Origin of the sequence: Paenibacillus sp. 1781tsa1 (genome assembly GCF_024159265.1) — a bacterium.
Lineage (GTDB): Bacteria > Bacillota > Bacilli > Paenibacillales > Paenibacillaceae > Paenibacillus.
Window position 1 is genome coordinate 2146410 of record NZ_JAMYWY010000001.1, and the last position, 19778, is coordinate 2166187.

9 protein-coding genes and 2 tRNA genes are annotated in these 19778 nt (G+C 45.0%); 7 read left to right on the plus strand and 4 right to left on the minus strand.

Translation table 11 applies throughout. The annotated features are described in order from the left end of the window. Window positions 1-89: 89 nt before the first annotated feature. From NKT06_RS09700 to NKT06_RS09710, 3 genes are all read left to right on the plus strand, one after another. Window positions 90-162 (plus strand) — tRNA-Ala (locus NKT06_RS09700). Window positions 163-527: 365 nt separating this feature from the next. Next, the gene (locus NKT06_RS09705; RefSeq protein ID WP_253433103.1) at window positions 528-1937 is read left to right on the plus strand and encodes a stalk domain-containing protein; all 1410 of its coding nucleotides are present in this window, start codon (window positions 528-530) and stop codon (window positions 1935-1937) included. A gap of 3 nt (window positions 1938-1940) precedes the next feature. Next, a tRNA-Ala gene (locus NKT06_RS09710) sits at window positions 1941-2022 on the plus strand. A gap of 251 nt (window positions 2023-2273) precedes the next feature. Here NKT06_RS09710 and NKT06_RS09715 read toward each other — a convergent pair. Then, the gene (locus tag NKT06_RS09715; protein WP_253433106.1) at window positions 2274-5903 is read right to left on the minus strand and encodes an S-layer homology domain-containing protein; all 3630 of its coding nucleotides are present in this window, start codon (window positions 5901-5903) and stop codon (window positions 2274-2276) included. 450 nt (window positions 5904-6353) lie between these two features. On the opposite strand from NKT06_RS09715, the gene NKT06_RS09720 reads away from it, so the two are divergent. Then, window positions 6354-14402, plus strand: a complete 8049-nt coding sequence (locus tag NKT06_RS09720) for an immunoglobulin-like domain-containing protein (protein ID WP_253433109.1) — start codon at window positions 6354-6356, stop codon at window positions 14400-14402. Window positions 14403-14494: 92 nt separating this feature from the next. Here NKT06_RS09720 and NKT06_RS09725 read toward each other — a convergent pair whose 3' ends face one another. After that, window positions 14495-15025 (minus strand): hypothetical protein, encoded by a 531-nt coding sequence (locus NKT06_RS09725; RefSeq protein WP_253433111.1) that lies wholly within the window; start codon window positions 15023-15025, stop codon window positions 14495-14497. A gap of 565 nt (window positions 15026-15590) precedes the next feature. On the opposite strand from NKT06_RS09725, the gene NKT06_RS09730 reads away from it, so the two are divergent. The 3 genes from NKT06_RS09730 (at window position 15591) to NKT06_RS09740 (ending at window position 18550) form a co-directional block, all read left to right on the plus strand. Next, on the plus strand, window positions 15591-16400 hold the full coding sequence (locus NKT06_RS09730) for an alpha/beta hydrolase (protein ID WP_253433114.1): 810 nt from the start codon (window positions 15591-15593) through the stop codon (window positions 16398-16400). Window positions 16401-16447: 47 nt separating this feature from the next. After that, window positions 16448-16975, plus strand: a complete 528-nt coding sequence (locus NKT06_RS09735) for a MarR family winged helix-turn-helix transcriptional regulator (RefSeq protein ID WP_253433117.1) — start codon at window positions 16448-16450, stop codon at window positions 16973-16975. Between the two features lie 192 nt (window positions 16976-17167). Beyond that, window positions 17168-18550: an FAD-binding oxidoreductase gene (locus tag NKT06_RS09740; protein WP_253433123.1), complete on the plus strand. Its 1383-nt coding sequence runs from the start codon at window positions 17168-17170 to the stop codon at window positions 18548-18550. A 175-nt stretch (window positions 18551-18725) separates the two neighbouring features. Here NKT06_RS09740 and NKT06_RS09745 read toward each other — a convergent pair whose 3' ends face one another. Together NKT06_RS09745 and NKT06_RS09750 are read right to left on the minus strand one after the other, a co-directional pair. Further along, a complete protein-coding gene (locus NKT06_RS09745; protein WP_124113890.1) occupies window positions 18726-19022 on the minus strand; it encodes a putative quinol monooxygenase in 297 nt (98 codons plus the stop codon). Window positions 19023-19116: 94 nt separating this feature from the next. Next, complete coding sequence (locus tag NKT06_RS09750; protein ID WP_253433126.1) at window positions 19117-19767, minus strand: nitroreductase family protein; 651 nt, start codon at window positions 19765-19767, stop codon at window positions 19117-19119. Window positions 19768-19778: the final 11 nt, after the last annotated feature.

The following is a 19778-nucleotide window of genomic DNA, read 5'->3' on the forward strand; positions in this document are numbered from 1 at the left end:
GTGATTGACAGCGAAAGCTGGATTTTATATGATATAGGAGTCGCCTGTGGAACGTAGCAGGGCTGGACAAGTGATCTATTTCATATCCTGGGGCCTTAGCTCAGCTGGGAGAGCGCATCGCTGGCAGCGATGAGGTCAGGGGTTCGATCCCCCTAGGCTCCATAACTAAAGAACCCGCTAAACACAAGGATTTCCAAGTGTTTGGCGGGTTTTTGCTATGTAAGTTCAAATTTTAAATGACAAGAGATTCAGTACACACGAAATAAACATTTAAGAATGGGAATCAATCACTGGGATAAAGCAATTTTGGTAAGATATAGTAGAACCTATATAAGGGTTCTGTTATGATGATGAAAGGTTTGTATGCAATGAGGTACAGAAGCTACTAAATATTATAGTGAAGGAGGGAGTTTTTCTTAAGGTACATCTTGTTGGAGCGATACATAATCAAAACTAGAGGGACATTATTTTTTAGATCAAAAACTTCTTGCAACAATAGCTACTAAGAGAATGGGGAATAAAGAGAGATGAGACAAAATGTATTGCGATGGTCTACTGTTATGATGATGTGGGTTGTGATTTTCATGCTCACGCCTAATCTGACATCAGCAGCGGGACTTCATTTTCCGGAACGGGATGAGGTTAAGCGAGTATGGAATCAACTGCAAAGCATGAACACTGGATTAAAGGCGTATGATACGGAACCTTCCTTTAAAGCGCCTTATGAGGTAGGAAAGGTAAATCAGGCGATGCTAGATCAGGCTTTGTTAGCTACGAATCTTGTTCGTTCATTGGCGGGATTACCAAGTGATGTGCAGTTGGATTCTGAGTTGAATGAGTTGGCGCAGCATGGTGCGGTCTTACTGGCTGCTACCGATAAACTGACTCACTATCCTGAGAAGCCGGCAGATATGACAGATGATTTCTATAACAAAGGATATCAATCCACTAGAAGCAGCAATCTATCTAGCGGGAGAGATAATTTAAGTGATAGTGTACTTGACGGTTATATGCCGGATACAGGCAGGAATGCAGATCGAGTAGGACATCGCCGTTGGGTGCTGAATCCTTCCTTGCAGAAGGTAGGTTTTGGTCTGGCTGGTGACTATGGTTCAATGCAAGTCTTTGACAAGTCTCGTGCAGAGTCAGTAAATTATGATTACATCGCATGGCCGGCAGCAGAATTTCCGCAGCAGTTATTCGGAGGTTCTCACCCATGGTCTGTCACGTTAAATCCTGACAAGTATGAGAAGCCTACTTTGCAGAATGTAAAAGTGAAAGTAACCGATGTACAAAGCCAAAAAACATGGACATTAGACAGTACAAATAATGATCTAAACAAGGATCTTTACATGAATGTGGAGTTGAGTGGATTCGGAGTTTCTAACGCTATTATTTTCCGCCTGGACGGAGTACAGGAGTACACAGGGAAATACCGAGTTGATATTAGCGGCTTGCGTACAGCGGCTGGACAGGCGGCCGAGCTTACCTATACAGTAGATTTTTATGATTTATCCCAGCATTTCTATCCGGGTGAGACGGAGAAATGGAACCTGCAGTTTTCTGTTGAGAAAGCAGGGTCATATGAGACGCGTACAGGAACAAAATATTTTGATGATGATAATCACCCTTTTATTGAAAAAGGAAGTACACTCGTTCCTTTAAGGCTTGTTAGCGAGTCACTGGGACTTGATGTCCAGTGGGATAAGGCTGATCGAATCATTCGGATCTCAGATCATAAGAAGGAGATTGTTTTGAATACGGGTAGTCAGCAAGTCCGGGTCAACGGCATAGAAACGACAGTTTCCGTAGCTCCAACTGTCGTCCGGGGTGTTACCTTTGTGCCACTACGATTTGTCTCTGAGCAGTTAGGTCTGTCCGTCGATTTTGAGGATAGTAACAAGTTAGTGCGCATTGAGCGGGAGTATGTGCACTAGGAAGGGGCGGTCTCTTAATTTGCCACTCGTGGTAGAGCGCATCGCTGGCAGCGATGAGTCAGGGGTTCGATCCCCCTAGGCTCCATAATCAAGAACGCCATCGCATTAATGCGATGGCGTTTTTCTTGTGTGGTGAAATAAATCAGAACATGCACTAATGAAGTAGAATTTTGGACTTGGGGACGAGCTTGGGTACGAAATATTCTAGATGCCAAAAATCGAGGGTTTAAAATCCTGACCGGGGAGTTGTCAAAAAAGTGCAGTTTGAAAACAAGAAGACCCTTCCGGCTGGATATTGTCCAACCGGGAGGGGGCACCTTAATTTTGTATACGCTTTCAGTTAGCCTGATATTCAACGAATCTTACAAAGATCGTAGCTACTTCGGCCCGCGTGGCGGTGGCTTTGGGAGCAAACAAGTTGTCCGGCTTGCCTAATACAATGCCGTTGCCTTGCAGCGCCTGAACGGCCTCCAATGCCCAGGAGCTGATCTCATTCTCGTCCGTGAAGGGCTTAGAGTTGCTTTCAGGTATCTCATAACCCTTGTACTTCATGTAGTTGTACAGTATCACCAGCATTTGCTCGCGTGTCATCGGTGAATTGGGGTCAAACAGGTCTGCGGTTGTGCCGTTGACTATGTTTTTTTCGGCCGCCCACTCGGCTGCCGCCGTGTACCACTGTCCGTCCGTCACGTCGCTAAAGCGGGAACTCGTGTAGTTGGAGAGGTTTACATTTTCGAGATTAGCCAGTACCTGTACGAACATGGCACGCGTCATTGCGGTGCCCGGTGCGAACGTCGTGGACGTCGTGGACGTCGTGCCGTTGAAAAGATCGTATGTGTAGGCAAAATTTATATCGTTGTAGAACCAGTCACCCATGTTGGCATCCGTGAAAGGATTGCCTGATAACACGAGGAAGCCCAGTGGGGTGGTGTCATCGAACGCCAGCTCCGTACCCTCACGGATGTTCAGCGACATGCCGTTGTCTAAGCCAACTCTTGCGCCGCTCGGTCCTACCACAACCGCTCCGCTGCTCCGTATCTTCGATCCGCCGTGGATATGCACACGGTTGCCGTTGGGCAGGTCCACATATGCATCTTTGCCGCCTACTGTAACGGTACCGTCGCTAGCGATCGTCGAGCCGCCCGAGATGGTCACTGTGCTGTTGCCGCCGGGTAGTGTCACTTCGGCGCTTTTGTCTGCTGGAATGGTTACCTTCCCGTTTGAGTCTATCGTTGTGCCCTCGGGTACCTTAATCTTCGTTCCGCCTTTGGTCGCAATCTCGCCGCCGCCGGGGAGGGTAGTGTTGCCGTTTTTGTCTGTGACCGCGGGCTTATCCTTCGGTGTATTCACTGTGTAGGTCGACTTCGACGTTTCAGCGTCTGTCCCAGTGCCCGTATTGTTGGTGTTGTGTGTATTACCACTGTTGCTTGTGTTACCGGTGTTGCCCGTATTGCCACCAGAATCAGGCACAGTAGGAGTCGTCGTCTTCATTGGTGTCGCCGTCGCACTGATCTCCGCGCCGTCTCCCTTCCCGTTCACCGCGATGATGGTGAAGTTGTAGCCTTGGCCGTTTGTCAGATTGTTGAAGGTATACTTGGTCTCCGCCGCATCCAATGCAATCGGTGTTACATTGCCATACCATACCTTGTAGCCCAATATTGCGCTGCCACCGTCATCAGCAGGAGCAGTCCAGCTCAATGTGACCTGTCCGTCACCCGCTGTCGCTTTGAAGTCACTCGGCGCACCAGGCACGACCGGTTTTCTCTGCGCAAACATCCAATCAAAGACATCTGTGTAGTCATTGTTCCAAGCCGGCAAGTTAGAGGACTGTGCCGTGGGAGCTATTGTCCAAGTTCCCATAGTGATCTGGTTATAAAGAACCGCCGCTTCAACTTCATGGGCTATATAATCAGCCAGAACAGGTGTGTTGGCAGGATTCGGCCTCAGATTCGGCTGATCAAATTGATTGTAGGGCCAGGTAAGAACCTCATTACTCTCAAAGCGTGAAGCCCTCGCGTTGATCATTTTTGGCATATTGTTATTGATGAAGTTATTGAGGTTCGTCTGGTAGCCTCCAACATTATGAGCATTTAAAAACATCCAATAGGCCAGGTTGTTGTGAGCGTCATTGTCCTTAGCGTTCGGTGAACCGCTTACCGGGGCCATAGGTGCGGCGGCAGCGAAGAAGCCAGGATAGCTATTAACTAAGTTATTCGTATACTGGCCGCCCCAGGAGAAGCCTGCTGCGTAAACACGGTTAGGGTCTACTTCGCCGCTGGCAATCAGGGCGTCTATGACCTTCTTAACATTCTCTGTGGAGGGAACAGATACGCCATTATAGGAAATATTCAGAACATGGCTGGCATACTTATCGGGATTTTGCTCCATCTTTTTCATTAGAGCGACTGAGCCGTTGGCTGATTTCATGGCCGCTTTTTGGTCTGTCGCAGCGCTTGTACCGCCGCGTGACATGCCGTGGGTATAGACATAAAGCGGCAATCCGTTCATCACGTTACCGTCTTCATCCTTGTGAAGGTAGAGCGAACGATTGACCGAATTGTCCGTGAATGTTGCAAATTTATCAAGGATTGGATTCACAACTTTTTCCTGTTCAAAAACCACATTGTGAAGCGGATTCCCTTCTGTCAGTACAATCTCACCCTTTTGGATAATAGTGTAGACCTGCTTTGTCGAGTTACTGCTGCCATCTAGCGTTGTACTGCCGCCGCTCTCTGAATAAAACTCAGACTCAACCACGATGTAACGACCGCTCGCCAGTCCGTCCTGATAATCTGGTGAATGGCTAATCGGCCCCACGTAGCCGCGTACCTTCGGTTCATCATTAGCATACACCCTTGTGATCTTGCGTGGTCCTTCAAAGGTCACCGCTTCGCCGTTCAGGGTCGTGTTCCTAGCTGATAAGGCAAACAAGTCTGGACTAAGCTCGGAGCCTAACGCCGCCTTCCCCTCGCCTAAATCAATGATAATAGCCGTTGTGTACTCGCCACTGGCAAAGTTGTCATTCCATACGATAAAGGGAAGTATCCCCGCGTCCGGATCGTTTTTGAATGTCACATGAATGGTATGATCAGCCTCAATATTCGTAAAGGTATAAGTGCCGGCAGATAGAGTCACGGTCTCGCCGTCTACCGTTACGGTATCCACAATTTTGCCGTAATCGGGGGTGAACGTAATTTCTTTATTAGAGCCCCGATCTACTCTCAGAACATCCCCGGGTGGGTTCGACATGATTGAGCCGCCCGGTCCCGCCGTTGCGGTGATTGAAAATCTGTTATCCACTTCATTGGCTGAAGTGAGCTGCAGACTGTCTGTAAATGAATCAGCGCTGGTATAAGCCGCGTCCGGGACTCCAAAACAGGAAACGACTTCATAACGGTCAGCGCCTTTTTCTGTCGAGTTATTGATATAGACCTCAAAGGTAAGGTTCCCCTCCTGTAAGGTCAGGGTTCTTTTTGGTATTCTCATTTCCACGATGTATCCGGTTTCCGTGATCTGGGTCCATGCAGCTCTGCCTGGAGCGGCCTGCCCTGAAAACACACCCGTCGAGCTAACACGCCATTGGTTCGAGCCGCCGGTTCCGGTACCAACATAAAACTCCAGGCTGTCGTATCGGTGATCTGCGCCAGCTCCCTGATATAGATTACTGTCATTCACAACTACGCGGGCATACAGGTAGTCATGATCCCAAAGGATTCTTGCTGTGCCCGTGGCATGGGGTCTGGGGTCGGTGGGTACCGTGCTTTTGTTGATGTGATGCTCCATGGTTTGGTCCCAGAGGGGATCGTTTGACCCGAGTTCGGGAGTTCCAAAAATGGCGGTTGGTGTTTCATTCGCTTCTGCGTTCTCGATGTTGTCAGTGGCGGCAGCATAGCTGGTAGGCAATAGCGACGCCACCATTACCAAGCAACATAGAAACGCGAGCATTCTGCTAAATCGTTTTGGCATAAATGAAAATCCTCCTTATTTTTCGATCCGGTTCGCCCACGGCGGCTTACCCGCATCGTATTCGGACACATTGTCCATTTGACAAGCGCCCAACTATATATATTAAGTTTATCAGGGGTTCAATCCTTTAATTTACACATAAACCATACGTAAACATCTAGAACGGCAGAGATGCCGTTTTATTGTTTGATAATCTTGTACGCATCTGTACATGTAGATTGCTTCATATGAATAGTGTTGCAGTCTGCATTCATTTCAAATTGCAATAAAAAAATCCACCTTATGAACAAGAAACTACATTGAATTAGAAGAGTTGAAGACGTAATATGAGGAGAAATGTAAGCGCATTCATTTCGGGGTGTTTCTTTAGCTCCTTGAGCGAGGTGGTCTTGTTTTAAAGATGAAATAAGGATTACGTGCTTTTGAATATTAAACGAGGGGAAGAATGCTATGCGAAAGCGGATTTCAATCATAACGTTAGCTTTACTTTTGACCTTCAGTAACTGTTTGAGTCTTGTTCTGCCATTTAACAATCAAGCTTCAGCAGACCCCATAACACCAACGATGTTGGCACATTATCCACTGCTTGAGGATGTACAGGATACATCCGGTAATGGCAAACATGGAACGGCTGTAGGCAACATTACGTATGCCGATGGTCTTACTTTACCTGGAGGGACCGATAGTAGTACGAACTACGTGCAGCTTCCTACTGGATTGTTTGATCATCAAGAAAATACAACAATATCTGTATGGATCAAAAGCAACACGGGAAGCGGAAACTACGCAGCATTGTTCTACGGTACGCCAGCAGCTGAAAATAAATTACCAACGAACTATTGGCTGTTTAATCCATCGAATCCAAGTGGTGAATTCAAGTCCGTATTTACGAATAACAATAATGTGAACCAGCCTTGGACAACTGAGATAGGAGTATCAGGCGCTTCTACGTCACAGTATCAAGGTCAATGGGTTCACTATACGACGGTCATCACAGAACGCTCTATTACAGGTTACATTAACGGTGTAAGCATAGGTACGACCGCCAAAGAGAAAACAACAGCCAGCTTTGGTACGGATTTGCAAGCTTACATCGGTCGCTCCAATTATTTAGGGGATGCTACTTTTGCGGGCAGCTTTCAAGATTTGAGAATTTACGGAGAAGCACTAAATAATGAAGATATCGCGGCAGTATATGAACAATCATTTAATGAAAAGCAAGTACAACAAGGCAAAATAGAGCTAACGTTAGGTGATATATCGGCAGTTACAGAATCTCTTGAACTTCCTTCTACCAATAAGTATGGCGCATTGATATCGTGGACTTCCAGTGATGAGAGTGTGGTTAGTACAACCGGGGAAGTAACCTTACGAGAAATGGAGCAACAAGTGACGTTAACTGCAACCATTTCTTTAGGTGGAAGCCAGGCAACGAAGGAGTTTGTGGTTACCTTACTACCTAAAGGTGCTACTGTGGAGCAGATTGCCGTTAAGGAGGTTTCGCTTAATGAAGCTGAACTTCGTTTATCCATGGGGGACAGCGAGACATTAGTGGCTACAATTTCACCTTCAAATGCAACCAATACAAGCGTCGTCTGGACATCTAGTGACTCCAGTGTAGCGGTTGTCAATTCAACGGGTAAAGTTACAGCGGTTAGTGATGGTAATGCCACAATTATGGTACAGACTGAAGATGGAGAGTTTACAGCTACATCAGCCGTTACCGTTAAGGGAAAATCACTCAAAGATGATCTTATTCTTCATTACAACATGAAAACGACCGAAGAAGTAGACGGTCAACTCGTACTAAAGGATGTGGCCAATAAGCCAGTTACATTCGATGGAATATTTAAAAATCCAGACAATGGACAATTCATTTCAAATAGTGAAGTTGGCTTTATTTCCTTCAATGGTGGAAGCTCTACATCGAACAGTGGATATGTTGAGATTCCCAAGGGCTCCAATGGGCTGGATCTATTACAAGGTCTGAATGAAATTACCGTATCTTCCATCGTGAACTGGACGAATGATGGTACGAATCGCTGGATTTTCGGTTTGGGTACGGTGTTAACGCCGGAAACGAACAAATATTTTTTTGTAACCCCACGTCACGGTAGTGGATCAGGTAATATGATCGCTACAGGTATCTCCAGAAATGGCTGGCCGAACGAAGCATTAGTTACAGGTGGCGCAAACTCAAACCTGATCAGTGGACAGTGGAAGCATGTAACGGTGTCCTTCTCTGAAGCTAGCAACAGGATCACATTATTCGTTGATGGAGTTAAGGTTGCTTCAGGTAATACGAAGGGACTAAAGCTGTCAGACATTATTAATCCGGATGCTACGTTCTCTGGCTTTATCGGTAAGTCCATCTTCTCAAACGATCCATACCTTCAAGGTAGCGTGGCTGATTTCCAAGTATATGATCGTGCGTTGACGGAGCAAGAAATGGGCGAGTTATATCAACAAGAAGCAGCAACTCACATCTCCAAAATACGTCAGCTCACTGTTGATGATGCAGCGAATCAACTTAACATCGGTCATTACTTAGACGAGGCAGATCAGAGTGCTGACAAGATAACGAGAAACGTAAATTTACCGAAAAGCGGTAAAAATGGCGTGAATATTACGTGGAGTTCCAGTCATCCTACGGTCATTTCTAACAGTGGTACTGTACAACGTCCAGCTGTTCAAGCAGGTAATGTTCAAGCAGAGCTTACGGCTACTTTAACGTATCAAGGCGTATCTAGAGAGGCTGTATTCCCGGTTACGATCTTGAAGCAATTCGATGATCAGCAGAAGGTTGATCTGGACGCTGAACAATTAGAGATCTACAATGCGGACAATGTTAAAGGCAACTTACGTCTTGTCAATACAGGTGAACAAGGATCCACCATTACATGGACATCGAGCAGGCCGACGGTTGTTAAAGGAACGGCAGAAGCGGCTGGTAACGCTACACAATTAGGCTGGGTAAGCCGTCAAGCTACGGATATACCCGTTACGCTAATCGCTACTATTACAAATGGTGCAGCTTCTAAAGAGCTTACGTTTAACGTTACAATTAAAAAAGCAGCTGCGCCAGTAGAGCCTGATGCGTACTTCTTTGCTTACTTTACAGGTGAGTATGAGGGTGGTGAAGAGATCTCCTTCGCTACAGCGGAAGATCCATTGTTCTGGAGAGCGCTGAATAATGGAAAGTCGATCCTTCAATCGGATATGGGGGAAAAAGGACTTCGTGACCCATTCGTTATTCGGTCAGCAGAAGGTGATAAATTCTATATGTTGGCAACCGATTTGAAAATGGGCGAAAGTACAAATTTCGATCAAGCTCAAATGACAGGCAGTCATTACATGATGGTTTGGGAGTCAGAGGATCTCGTGAACTGGAGCGAGCAGCGAATGATCAAGGTGGCTCCTAAAACGGGAGGAAATACGTGGGCGCCAGAAGCGATCTATGATCCGGTAACTGGAGAGTATATTGTATTCTGGGCATCATCGATGAAAAACACAGAGACATATGGTGACTATAACGGAAGACCGGAAGGTCAGTACAATGTGATGTACTACGCGACAACAAGAGATTTCTACACCTTTTCTGAGGCCAAGGTCATGATTGATGAATCACTTCCGACCATTGATACGACATTTATTGAGCACAATAAAATGTTGTACCGATTCACCAAATCAGAAGTGAATACGAAAGTGTATGTGGAGAAAGCACCAACGTTCTACTATGACAAGGACGGTATTGCAGCAAATGGCCTTCAATACGACGCTGTTCCTGGTACACGTGATAATAAACTTGGCTTGATCGGAAAAAATGGAAACAACGAAGGACAAACGATATTTAAGGATATTCATGAAGACAAATGGTATCTGTTCCTTGATTCATGGCCATATCATGTACGTTATACAACAGATTTGGACAGTAGCACGCAATATATAAACAATGTGTTAAGTAGTGATCAATATGCACTTCCGCCAGGACCACGACACGGAACGGTGATTCCAATCTCACGTGCAGAGTATAATGCTTTGCAAGAGAAGTATGCATGGAAGGGCCCAGAACCATCAACAGACCCGGTTGTACATTACTCATTTGATACAGATACAGTGAATGGTACAACGTTGAATGACATTTCTGGTAATGGCCATCACGCAACACTCGTAGGTGGAGCAACGATTAATGAAGAGGATCGTATCGGTAAAACGGGTGGTGCACTAGAGCTTAATGGATCAACAGGATATGTGAAGCTGCCAGATCACTTGATTCAATCCTTGAATCTGGAGAAGGCTACGTTCTCTACATGGGTTCAAATGGACAAAAATCAAGCCAATCAAAGAATATTTGATTTTGCTTCCGAAACAGGAAGTCAGGTTAACCGCAACACCATGTACTTGAGTACACAAGGGGATACAGGTAGTCTGGAGTTCGCTGTCGTAACCCCTTTTACAGAGAAATTTAGCAATGACAGCACGAAACTAGGATCAGATTATAAATATGCAGTGAGAAATGCTGGACTTTTACCAACGAAGACTTGGCAGCATGTTGCAATTACAATGGATGAATTTGATGCCGTTTTGTACGTGAATGGTCAAGAGGTTAAACGCAGCTCGACATTTAACGTGGAGCCGAGAATGTTACTGGAAACAACGATGAATTATATTGGTAAATCGAGAAACAGCTCTCATAGTCTATTTGATGGTAAACTGGATGATTTCCGTATTTATAATCGTGCATTATCCGTTGAAGAGATTGCAACTTTAGCTAATGAAGACGTTACTCCTCCAGTTGAGCAGCCATCTGGGGCAGAACTCATTCTCCATTACGATATGAATGATATCGATGGTGCGACGGTTGTTGACCAAACAGGAAACTTTAACGGAAAATGGATGAATCCGTCTAAAGCAGAATGGATTCGTACACAAGATGCTGGTGTACTAAGCTTTACTGGTGGCACAACTAACTCCTATGTAGAGCTGCCACAAGGAGTTCTCGATGGATTAACGGATGTCACCGTTTCATCCATTGTGAACTGGAGCGGTAAAAATGCTGCGGAGTGGTTATATGCATTAGGAAGACCAAACAATAATACACACTATACGTATTTCACACCACGTTATAACGCTAACGGTCTGGCTCGCTTAGGTATCGCGACGAATGCCTGGAATAATGAGTCTTCAACTTCGACCACGGGCTTAAAGAATAACGAATGGAAAGTCGTTACGACTGTTGTTTCAGGCACGGATGGTACACTAACGCTTTATATTGATGGTGTTGCTGTTGCATCAGGCTCTACGAATGGAATGACACTAGAACAAATAAAAAATACTTTAGGCAGTAGTGGATACATCGGTAAGTCATTCTATACAGATGATCCATACTTCGGCGGAATGATTGCAGACTTCCAAATCTATGATGGTGCTATGACTGCTGCGGATATTGCATCACTTAAGGCTCAGGCAGATCAGAAGATTGCTTTAATGGAGGGCATGCTTGTATCGGCTGCGACAGAGAAATTAATGATTCATGATCTTCTTGCCTCGAATACATCAAAAGATGAGATTATAAGCAATGTAACATTGCCAACATCAGGTGCTTATGGCACAACAATAAGCTGGACTTCAGATAAGGGGAATGTCATCTCAACTACAGGTGCCGTAACTAGACCAGCTAACGCAACAGGTGATCAAGTTGTAACGTTAACAGCAGTATTTACAGATGGTACAGAGACAGTTAACAAAACTTTTCAGTTGATGGTTAAGGCATTGCCCAGCGATGCCACTTCTGTAGATGAAGCAAAATCAGCGCTAGTCGTTCATAACATTGGTGATGTTAGAGGTCATCTCTCCTTACCGGAATCTGGACTATATGGAACAACCATTACTTGGGCTTCTGCTCAACCAAACGTCATTTCAGTGACTGGTGAAGTACAACGTCCGGCGCACGGTAGTGGAGATGTAGACGTGAAGCTTACAGCTACGATTACATTAAATGCAGCATCCACTACGAAGGAATTTATGGCGAAGGTGAAGGAAATGCCTGCCGATGAAAATTATGCGGGATACTTCTTCACATATTTCACTGGAGAAGGTACTGCAACAGGCGAGCAAGTTCACTTTGCACTAAGTAACGGTAATGATCCGTTGAACTGGCGAGAATTGAATAATGGTAAACCTGTATTGACCTCTACCTTAGGGGAGAAGGGGGTACGTGATCCATTCATTATTCGTTCGCCTGAAGGTGACAAGTTCTACATGATTGCTACCGATCTGAAAATTAACGGCAATGGTAACTGGGGCAGAGCACAGACATGGGGCAGTCGTTCCATTATGGTGTGGGAATCGAATGATCTAGTCAACTGGACAGATCAACGCATGGTAGAGGTTGCACCGGAAGAAGCGGGTAATACATGGGCACCAGAAATGTTGTACGACAAAACAACTGGTGAATATATCGTATTCTGGGCATCAAGAATGTTTGATGATGTATCCCATACAGGCAGTGCATATCAAAAAATGATGTATAGCAAGACAAGAGATTTCTATACGTTTACTGAACCGAAAGTATACTTGGATTATGGATTTTCCATCATTGACACAACGATGATTGAGCACGATGGAAAAGTGTATCGTTTTACGAAGAATGAGCAAGACAACGGAGCTTCTGCTCCATTTGGCAAGATGGTCTTCCAAGAGGTGGGTAACTCGATCCTGGATCCAGCCTTCAAGATGATTAATCAAGGCGTGGGTAACATGAAATGGGTTGAGGGGCCAACGATCTTCAAATCAAATACAGATGAAAAATGGTATTTATTCGTGGATGAGTTTGGTGGAAGAGGTTATATTCCATTCGAGACAACCAATCTTGCATCAGGTGTCTGGACATTATCTTCTAACTACAACCTACCAGCTAGTCCGCGTCACGGAACGGTAATTCCAATTACACAACGTGAGTATGATGCACTCAGTGGGAAGAACGTACCCGTTAGTGGAATTAGCTTGGACAAAACGACGTTGTCCATCGTAGAAGGTCAATCAGGGCAATTGACAGCTACCGTATTACCAGCTAATGCAACGAAAAAGGCAGTAACCTGGAGCTCTAGCAATCCAGCTGTAGCCACTGTAAGTGCGACAGGTCAAGTAACAGCTGTGGCACCAGGTACAGCAAGCATTACAGTAACTACAGTAGATGGTGGGTTTTCATCCAGTGCTGTGGTAACGGTAACACCATTGGTTGATGGAACACCACAAGCACCAGGCAGTGGTAATGGAAATGGTGGCGGTGACGGTAACATCCCTTCACCTACAGTACCAGCAGCTCCAGGTGGAAATGAGCCAGTGGTAATGGACAACGGCCAAATAAACATTAAGCCAGTCGCAAGTGAGAACGGTGCTTTTAACGTGAAGTTAAGTGCGGATACGGTGAAGCGTGCGCTTGATCAAACGACAGGCGGTAAGCTACAGGTGCGAGTTGAAGCTGATCCAAGCTTGAACGGGCTAACGATTGAGCTGGCAGTAGATGCGCGCTTAACCAGTGGATCTTCTACGGTAGATCGCATCGAGATCAACACAGGCTCTGCAGTCGTAACCGTGGCAACCGAACTGCTTGGAAGAGGAACAAGTGTGGGGAAAACGTTAGGATTGTCGATTAAGAAAATAACAGCTAATCAATTGTCAGCTAATGCACAAGCTCAGCTGAACGGTGAGGTCGTATACGATATCGAGCTAACGATTGATGGTAAGAAGCTTACAGCGTTTGATGGCAGAGATGATCTCGTAATTTCATTGCCATACACATTAAGTGCTGGCGAAAATCCAAACAATGTCATCGTATACGATGTGAAGGACAACGGAGAGCTACGAGTGGTGACGAATGGTAAATACAATGCAGCGACAGGAAAAGTAGAGTTCAAGCCAACGTATGCAAGCAAGTATACGGTAGCGTATGTTGCAACGAACTTTAAGGATGTGACCCAAGACTGGGCGAAGGATGCGATCTCGGGATTGGGAGCAAGAGGCATTGTGAAGGGTGTAGGCGACGGCGAGTTTAATCCGAAGGGTCAAGTGACCAGAGCAGAATTTATCACCATGCTGATGAATATGTTGGAGTTATCGGATGAGAGCGCAACGACAAGTTTTAATGATGTGAAGCAAGGAGAATGGTACCATGGAAATATCGCAACTGCGCAGAAGCTGGGGATTGTGAACGGGAAACCAAATGGAAGATTCGGAGTTCATGAGAACATTACACGAGAAGATATGGCGGTTATGGTATACAAGGCGATCCAAATGAAGCAACTAGCGTTAGCAAGTGGTGAAGCTACTGCTTTCAAGGATGAAGCAAACATCGCAAACTACGCGAAGCAAGCGGTGGAGGCAATACAGGGAGCAGGCATAATCAACGGTGTAGGTAACGATGAGTTTGCACCGAAGAAAAATGCGAGCCGTGCAGAAGCTGCAGTGATGATTTATAATGTGTTGGGTTTGATGTAGACACGTTAAGTATAGAGAAACGCCATCACATTCGTGATGGCGTTTTTATTTGGAACACTGGGTAACTAGGTACAAGAACGATTTTTCGTTGCCTAAACAGAGGTACGCGCTTTTTGTCTTGTTTCAATTAATTTAAACACGGCATCCACATCGAGTGAGAACATAATGCTCTCGCTCGTTATCGGCTGGAAGTGGAATTCCAGCTTTTCTTTTCCGAATTGCTTCTCCAGCTCCATCCACTGCTCTGTTGACAATAATAAAAATGCCAACGTGTCACTGCCCAGGGACTCCATAAACCATCGAATCTGATATTGGGGAGCGATCATCTCTTCCATAGCCCGAACGGCACTATCCCGATCGGTCCGATCATCGGCGAACGGAATCGTCAGTGTACGCTCGTCCGAACTTAACACGATATCGACGCCCCTTGGTTTGTCGATTTGGATAATTTTACACTGGATTTGGTGAGGTTCCGGCAGTTGACCGTTAAAGTAATGGATGATATCTCCCTCGTCTTCTCTCCAATCAATCCAGATTAACGACTCGTACTCGAAAAACTGTTCCAAGATGTCTTCATCGGACGAATGTTTCAAGACATGGATAATCGGTTGAAGCGTACTCATTGTCATCCCATCCCTTATATAAAGTTGATATATACTCTATATTATCCTACAAGATGATCAGTTCTGAATAGGGCAACAGACACACTGCCTTTCGGAAATGGAACTATTCTCATCATTCAATTCGATGTTATGATAATGCAAAGTTGTCTTTTAATTTTTTTTCAAAAATAGAAACATTTTAATTATACATATGGAGGTAATACAGTTTGAGTATTCACTACTATTTCAGTTGGTTTAATGATTTTTTTCCAGAGAAGCTGGTCAAACGTTTGCAAGAGGATATTACAGATAGAAGAGTTAAAGCTGTAAATCTAAACAACCCGGTAAACACAAGGCTATCCTAGTGTTTGTCGGGTTATTTCTAACTCATAGATGTGTTCTTGGAAACTAATCTGAAAGCGCTTCATTTTTGTGTAGACAAGAGAGCATATCAGATGGTATATTGTTTCTGTAAGAAACAATATTATTTTTGTTGAGAACTATATTATACGTGTCCTTGTTAAGGACGAAAGAAAATGATCTCTCGGAGCTTAAGCTTGGACACTACAAAAAGGACGGGGAAAAGATGACTAAAATCGAGACAACAATTCAATCCTTTGACGGCACACAGCTTTATTTCAGCAAGGATACAGTGGAAAATGCCAAAGCCGCTGTCGTTATTGTACACGGATTAGCGGAACATACCGGTCGTTATGACTATGTGACAGAGAAGCTGCTTCAGCGCGGGTTTAACGTATATCGATTCGATCATCGCGGTCATGCCAGATCGGAAGGACAACGTACGTTCTACAATGATTTTCACCAGATCATAGAGGATGTCAACGTTGTGGTAGAGACTGCTTTGCAAGAAAGCGGCAATCTTCCGCTGTTTGTTATCGGACATAGTATGGGCGGCTTCGCAACCTCGTCCTTTGGAACGAAATATCCAGGCAAGGTCAAAGGCATCGTGTTATCCGGAGCTCTCACTCGGTACAATACAAAAGTTGCCGGAGAATTACCTATGGATCTGCCTACAGGCACGTATTTCCCGAATGAGCTGGGCAGTGGCGTATGTAGTGATCCCGCAGTTGTATCCGCTTACGCGAATGACCCGCTGGTAGAAAAACAGATTTCTGTAGATCTATTTAACTCTCTGGGAAATGGCATAACATGGCTGAAGGAGAACGCTGAGCAGTTTATAGATCCCGTACTTGTTCTGCATGGGGCGAACGATGGGTTGGTCAGTGAACAGGATTCTCGTGATTTTTACGGAGATATTGCTTCAACCGATAAAACACTTAAAATTTATGCTCATCTGATGCATGAGATATTTAATGAACCAACCCGTGATGACGTTATTGAAGAAGCGATTACATGGATTGAAAAACGGATCTGATTTCAGTAGAGTAAGAGAGAGAATCTGAATGATGAAAGGGATTACTCATGAAATTAGATTGGATGGGCGACCATCGGGAACTGATTGAGAAAATTATCAAATACGGTAATGCGTACTCGAACACTTACAAGTTGCAGCGAAGTTATGGTACAGACATGATGTTCTCGGCTTCACAGATTCAGACGCTGGAATACATTCTGGAAGCCGAGGACAAGGAAGAGAAGATGTCGGAGATGGCCGCACGCTTGGGCGTAAGCCGCAGTACATTTTCCAAGAACGTGAAGAATCTGACGGAAAAAGGGCTGCTCGAAAAATTTCATTTAAGCGGTAACCGTAAAGACATATACATCAAACCTTCGGAGAAAGGTCGCGAGGTATATGTGAAGTATACCGAATTTGTAAGGGAACTTTGCTTTGATGAGATTTTCAAGTATGCAGATCAGATTTCAGAAGCGGATAAGCAGAACTTTGTTCGCATCATGGATCTGTTTGCCGACGTGCTTGTCTGGTATGGTGAAAAAGAACAGGAAGCGCGTAAATTAATCAGAATTGATTCCGATTTGGGCAGAGACTAGTTCAACACCATTAAAGAGATTTTCCTCAAGGCTGTCTGTGGCCTGAAAGGGAAATTCCTTTTTGATTCCTCTGAAACACGAATTTTGAAATTAAGGCGTCAGCCCATTCCCTCCGCGAATGCCCTTCATACAGTATAAAGTGCTTGATGCACCAGAGGCTGTAGGACAATTATTCAGCAGGGAGTGGGATGTGTGAAATCATCAACAAAGCTTACCGGACGGGTTATATACAAAGGTGATCCAGGATATGAAGCGGCACGCAAGAACTGGGACCCGCATACCGACAGATATCCCAAAGTTTTTGTTTTTGCTCAAAAGACAAAAGATGTCTCCAACGCTATCCGTTGGGCTCGTGAAAACAATGTTCCGATCCGGCCGCGGAGTGGCAGACATGCGCTTGAAGTGAATCTTTCACAGGTTAACGGGGGAATTGTGATTGATGTGAGCGATCTGAATTCCATCAAGCTTGATAAAAAAAATGGAACGGTTGTTGTTGGAACAGGAAACCGCGTGGGAAGAATTGCGAATACCCTTGCCAAGCAAGGTTTCATAGCGCCTTTTGGTGATAGCCCTACTGTAGGGATCGGTGGAATTACATTAGGTGGGGGAATTGGACCTCTCCAACGTACCATTGGTCTCATTAGTGATAACCTGCTTGAGGTAGAGATGGTGGACGCCAAGGGAAAAGTGATTCGGGCTAATAAACATCATAATGCAGATCTCTTTTGGGCATCCCGGGGAGGGGGCGGTGGTAACTTCGGAGTGTACACCCGCTACAAGTTCAAAGTGCGCCGTGCTCCAGCGAAAGCGACAGTATTTAAAATCACCTGGCCATGGGCTCAATTCGAGAAGGTACTCAAAGTGTGGCAGCATTGGGCTCCCTCTGTTGATACGAGACTGGGCAGCGAGTTGTCCATCGGACCGAAAAAGGGTGGTAACGTTATGATGGAGGGACTGTTCTTAGGCTCTAAAACAGAGGCCCTCCGATTATTGCAGCCAATGACTAGTGTCGGCACGCCGACGAGCTCCATCGTTCGTTTGTTACCATACACAGAAGTTGTGAAGTTCTTATTGCTGCCCGACCCGATTGAAACGCAAAGGTACAGTAACCAGTTCTCATCCGGTTTTGGACGAAAACCATTTCCCGATAAAGCCATCAAATCGATGCGCGCATTTTTGGAGAACTTGGAAGAGGGACCAGGCGGGTTCTATTTCCTCAACTGGGGCGGAGCAGTAAGTCGCAAATCGCCTAGATCAACCGCCTTCTTCTGGCGGAAAGAGAAGTTCTATGTGGAATGGACCAGTACGTGGCTCAAACCATCCCATGCCGCCAAAAATATCGCACTCGCTCGTAATACTCGCAAGAAATTGCAACCATACATTGTGGGTTCCTATATCAACGTTCCAGACCAAGGGATCAAAAATTCCGGTCCAGTGTACTATGGAGCCAACTATGCCAGACTGCGGAGAGTCAAAGCCAAGTATGATCCGAAAAATGTGTTTAACAATCCGCAAAGTATCACTCCCGCCCGGAGAGTACAATCCATATTCACTTGTTCAATGTCTGATCAATGAGTGAAAAAACACGCCTTAATTGGCGTGTTTTTTGGTATGTAAAGTATAAATGCCAAAACTAGAAATGAAAATAACCCGTGAAGAAGCGCGAACAACGAACGAAAAAAACGCCCTCGGTCATATGACCAAGAGCAGTTTCTTCACATGTCAACTACGCATGTCAGTTATTGGGCAATTAAACGTTAACTTTTTCTCCCGCAAATACTTCCACGTTCATTGGAGCGGCCATAAAAGCTGCTGCTTGTTGAACAAAAGCCTGGAAATGTGAGCTTGTGTTGTGGGCAGCTGTAGCAGCTTCGTCTTTCCACAGTTCGATCATCGTGTATTGTTGTTCGTGTTCTGTACTTTTTGCCAGATCGTAGCTGATGTTACCTTCTTCTTGACGTGTAGCTGTGATCAGTTCTTTAGCTGCAGCCAGAAAAGCTTGTTCTTGAGCCGCTTGAATTTGCAGATGTGCGTGAATGATAATCATAATAGTTAACCTCCAGAGTGTGTTTGAGATTTGTTAGTAATATAAACCTATTGGAACAATATAATCATGACTTACAGGGAAAAAGCCCCTGATATTATGCCCAAGTAGTGATGGTTTCTACTGGCAGACGATAAGAAGGGTGACCTTCTTTGGCGGATTTACCAATAGAGATCAACATAACAGGTTGATAACGCTCTTTGTCCATGCCGAATGTTTCTGCAATTTGATCTTTCTCGTAACCACCAATTGGGTTGGTGTCATAACCATGAGCACGTGCAGCAAGCATCAATTGCATGGAAGCAAGACCCGCATCAATCAGGTTAACATCACGAAGATCGGAAGCAGCCATCTTTTCGTAATAAGGCATTACAGTTTTGAGCTGCATATCCTTAATGTCTTGTGGCATGTAACCAAGTTCTACAGCTTTACCAAAAATCTCATCCATATATTCAACGTTGTTCATATCAATGAATACGCCAATAACAGCAGCAGAAGTCAGGACCTGATTTTGATTGAATCTTGCAAGAGGCGCAAGCTTTTCTTTGCCTTCAGCTGTATCTACAACCAGAAAACGCCAAGGCTGCAAATTGATCGAAGATGGTGCACGGGAAGCTTCTGACAGAATTTCAGTCATTTCTTCACGGCTGATTTTTACTTCAGGATCGTAAAGTTTAACAGAACGACGACCGTAGGTAATTTCGTTAAAATCATTTGTTTTTTGGAATTTGCTTTGAATTGTACTCATGAATGGATCTC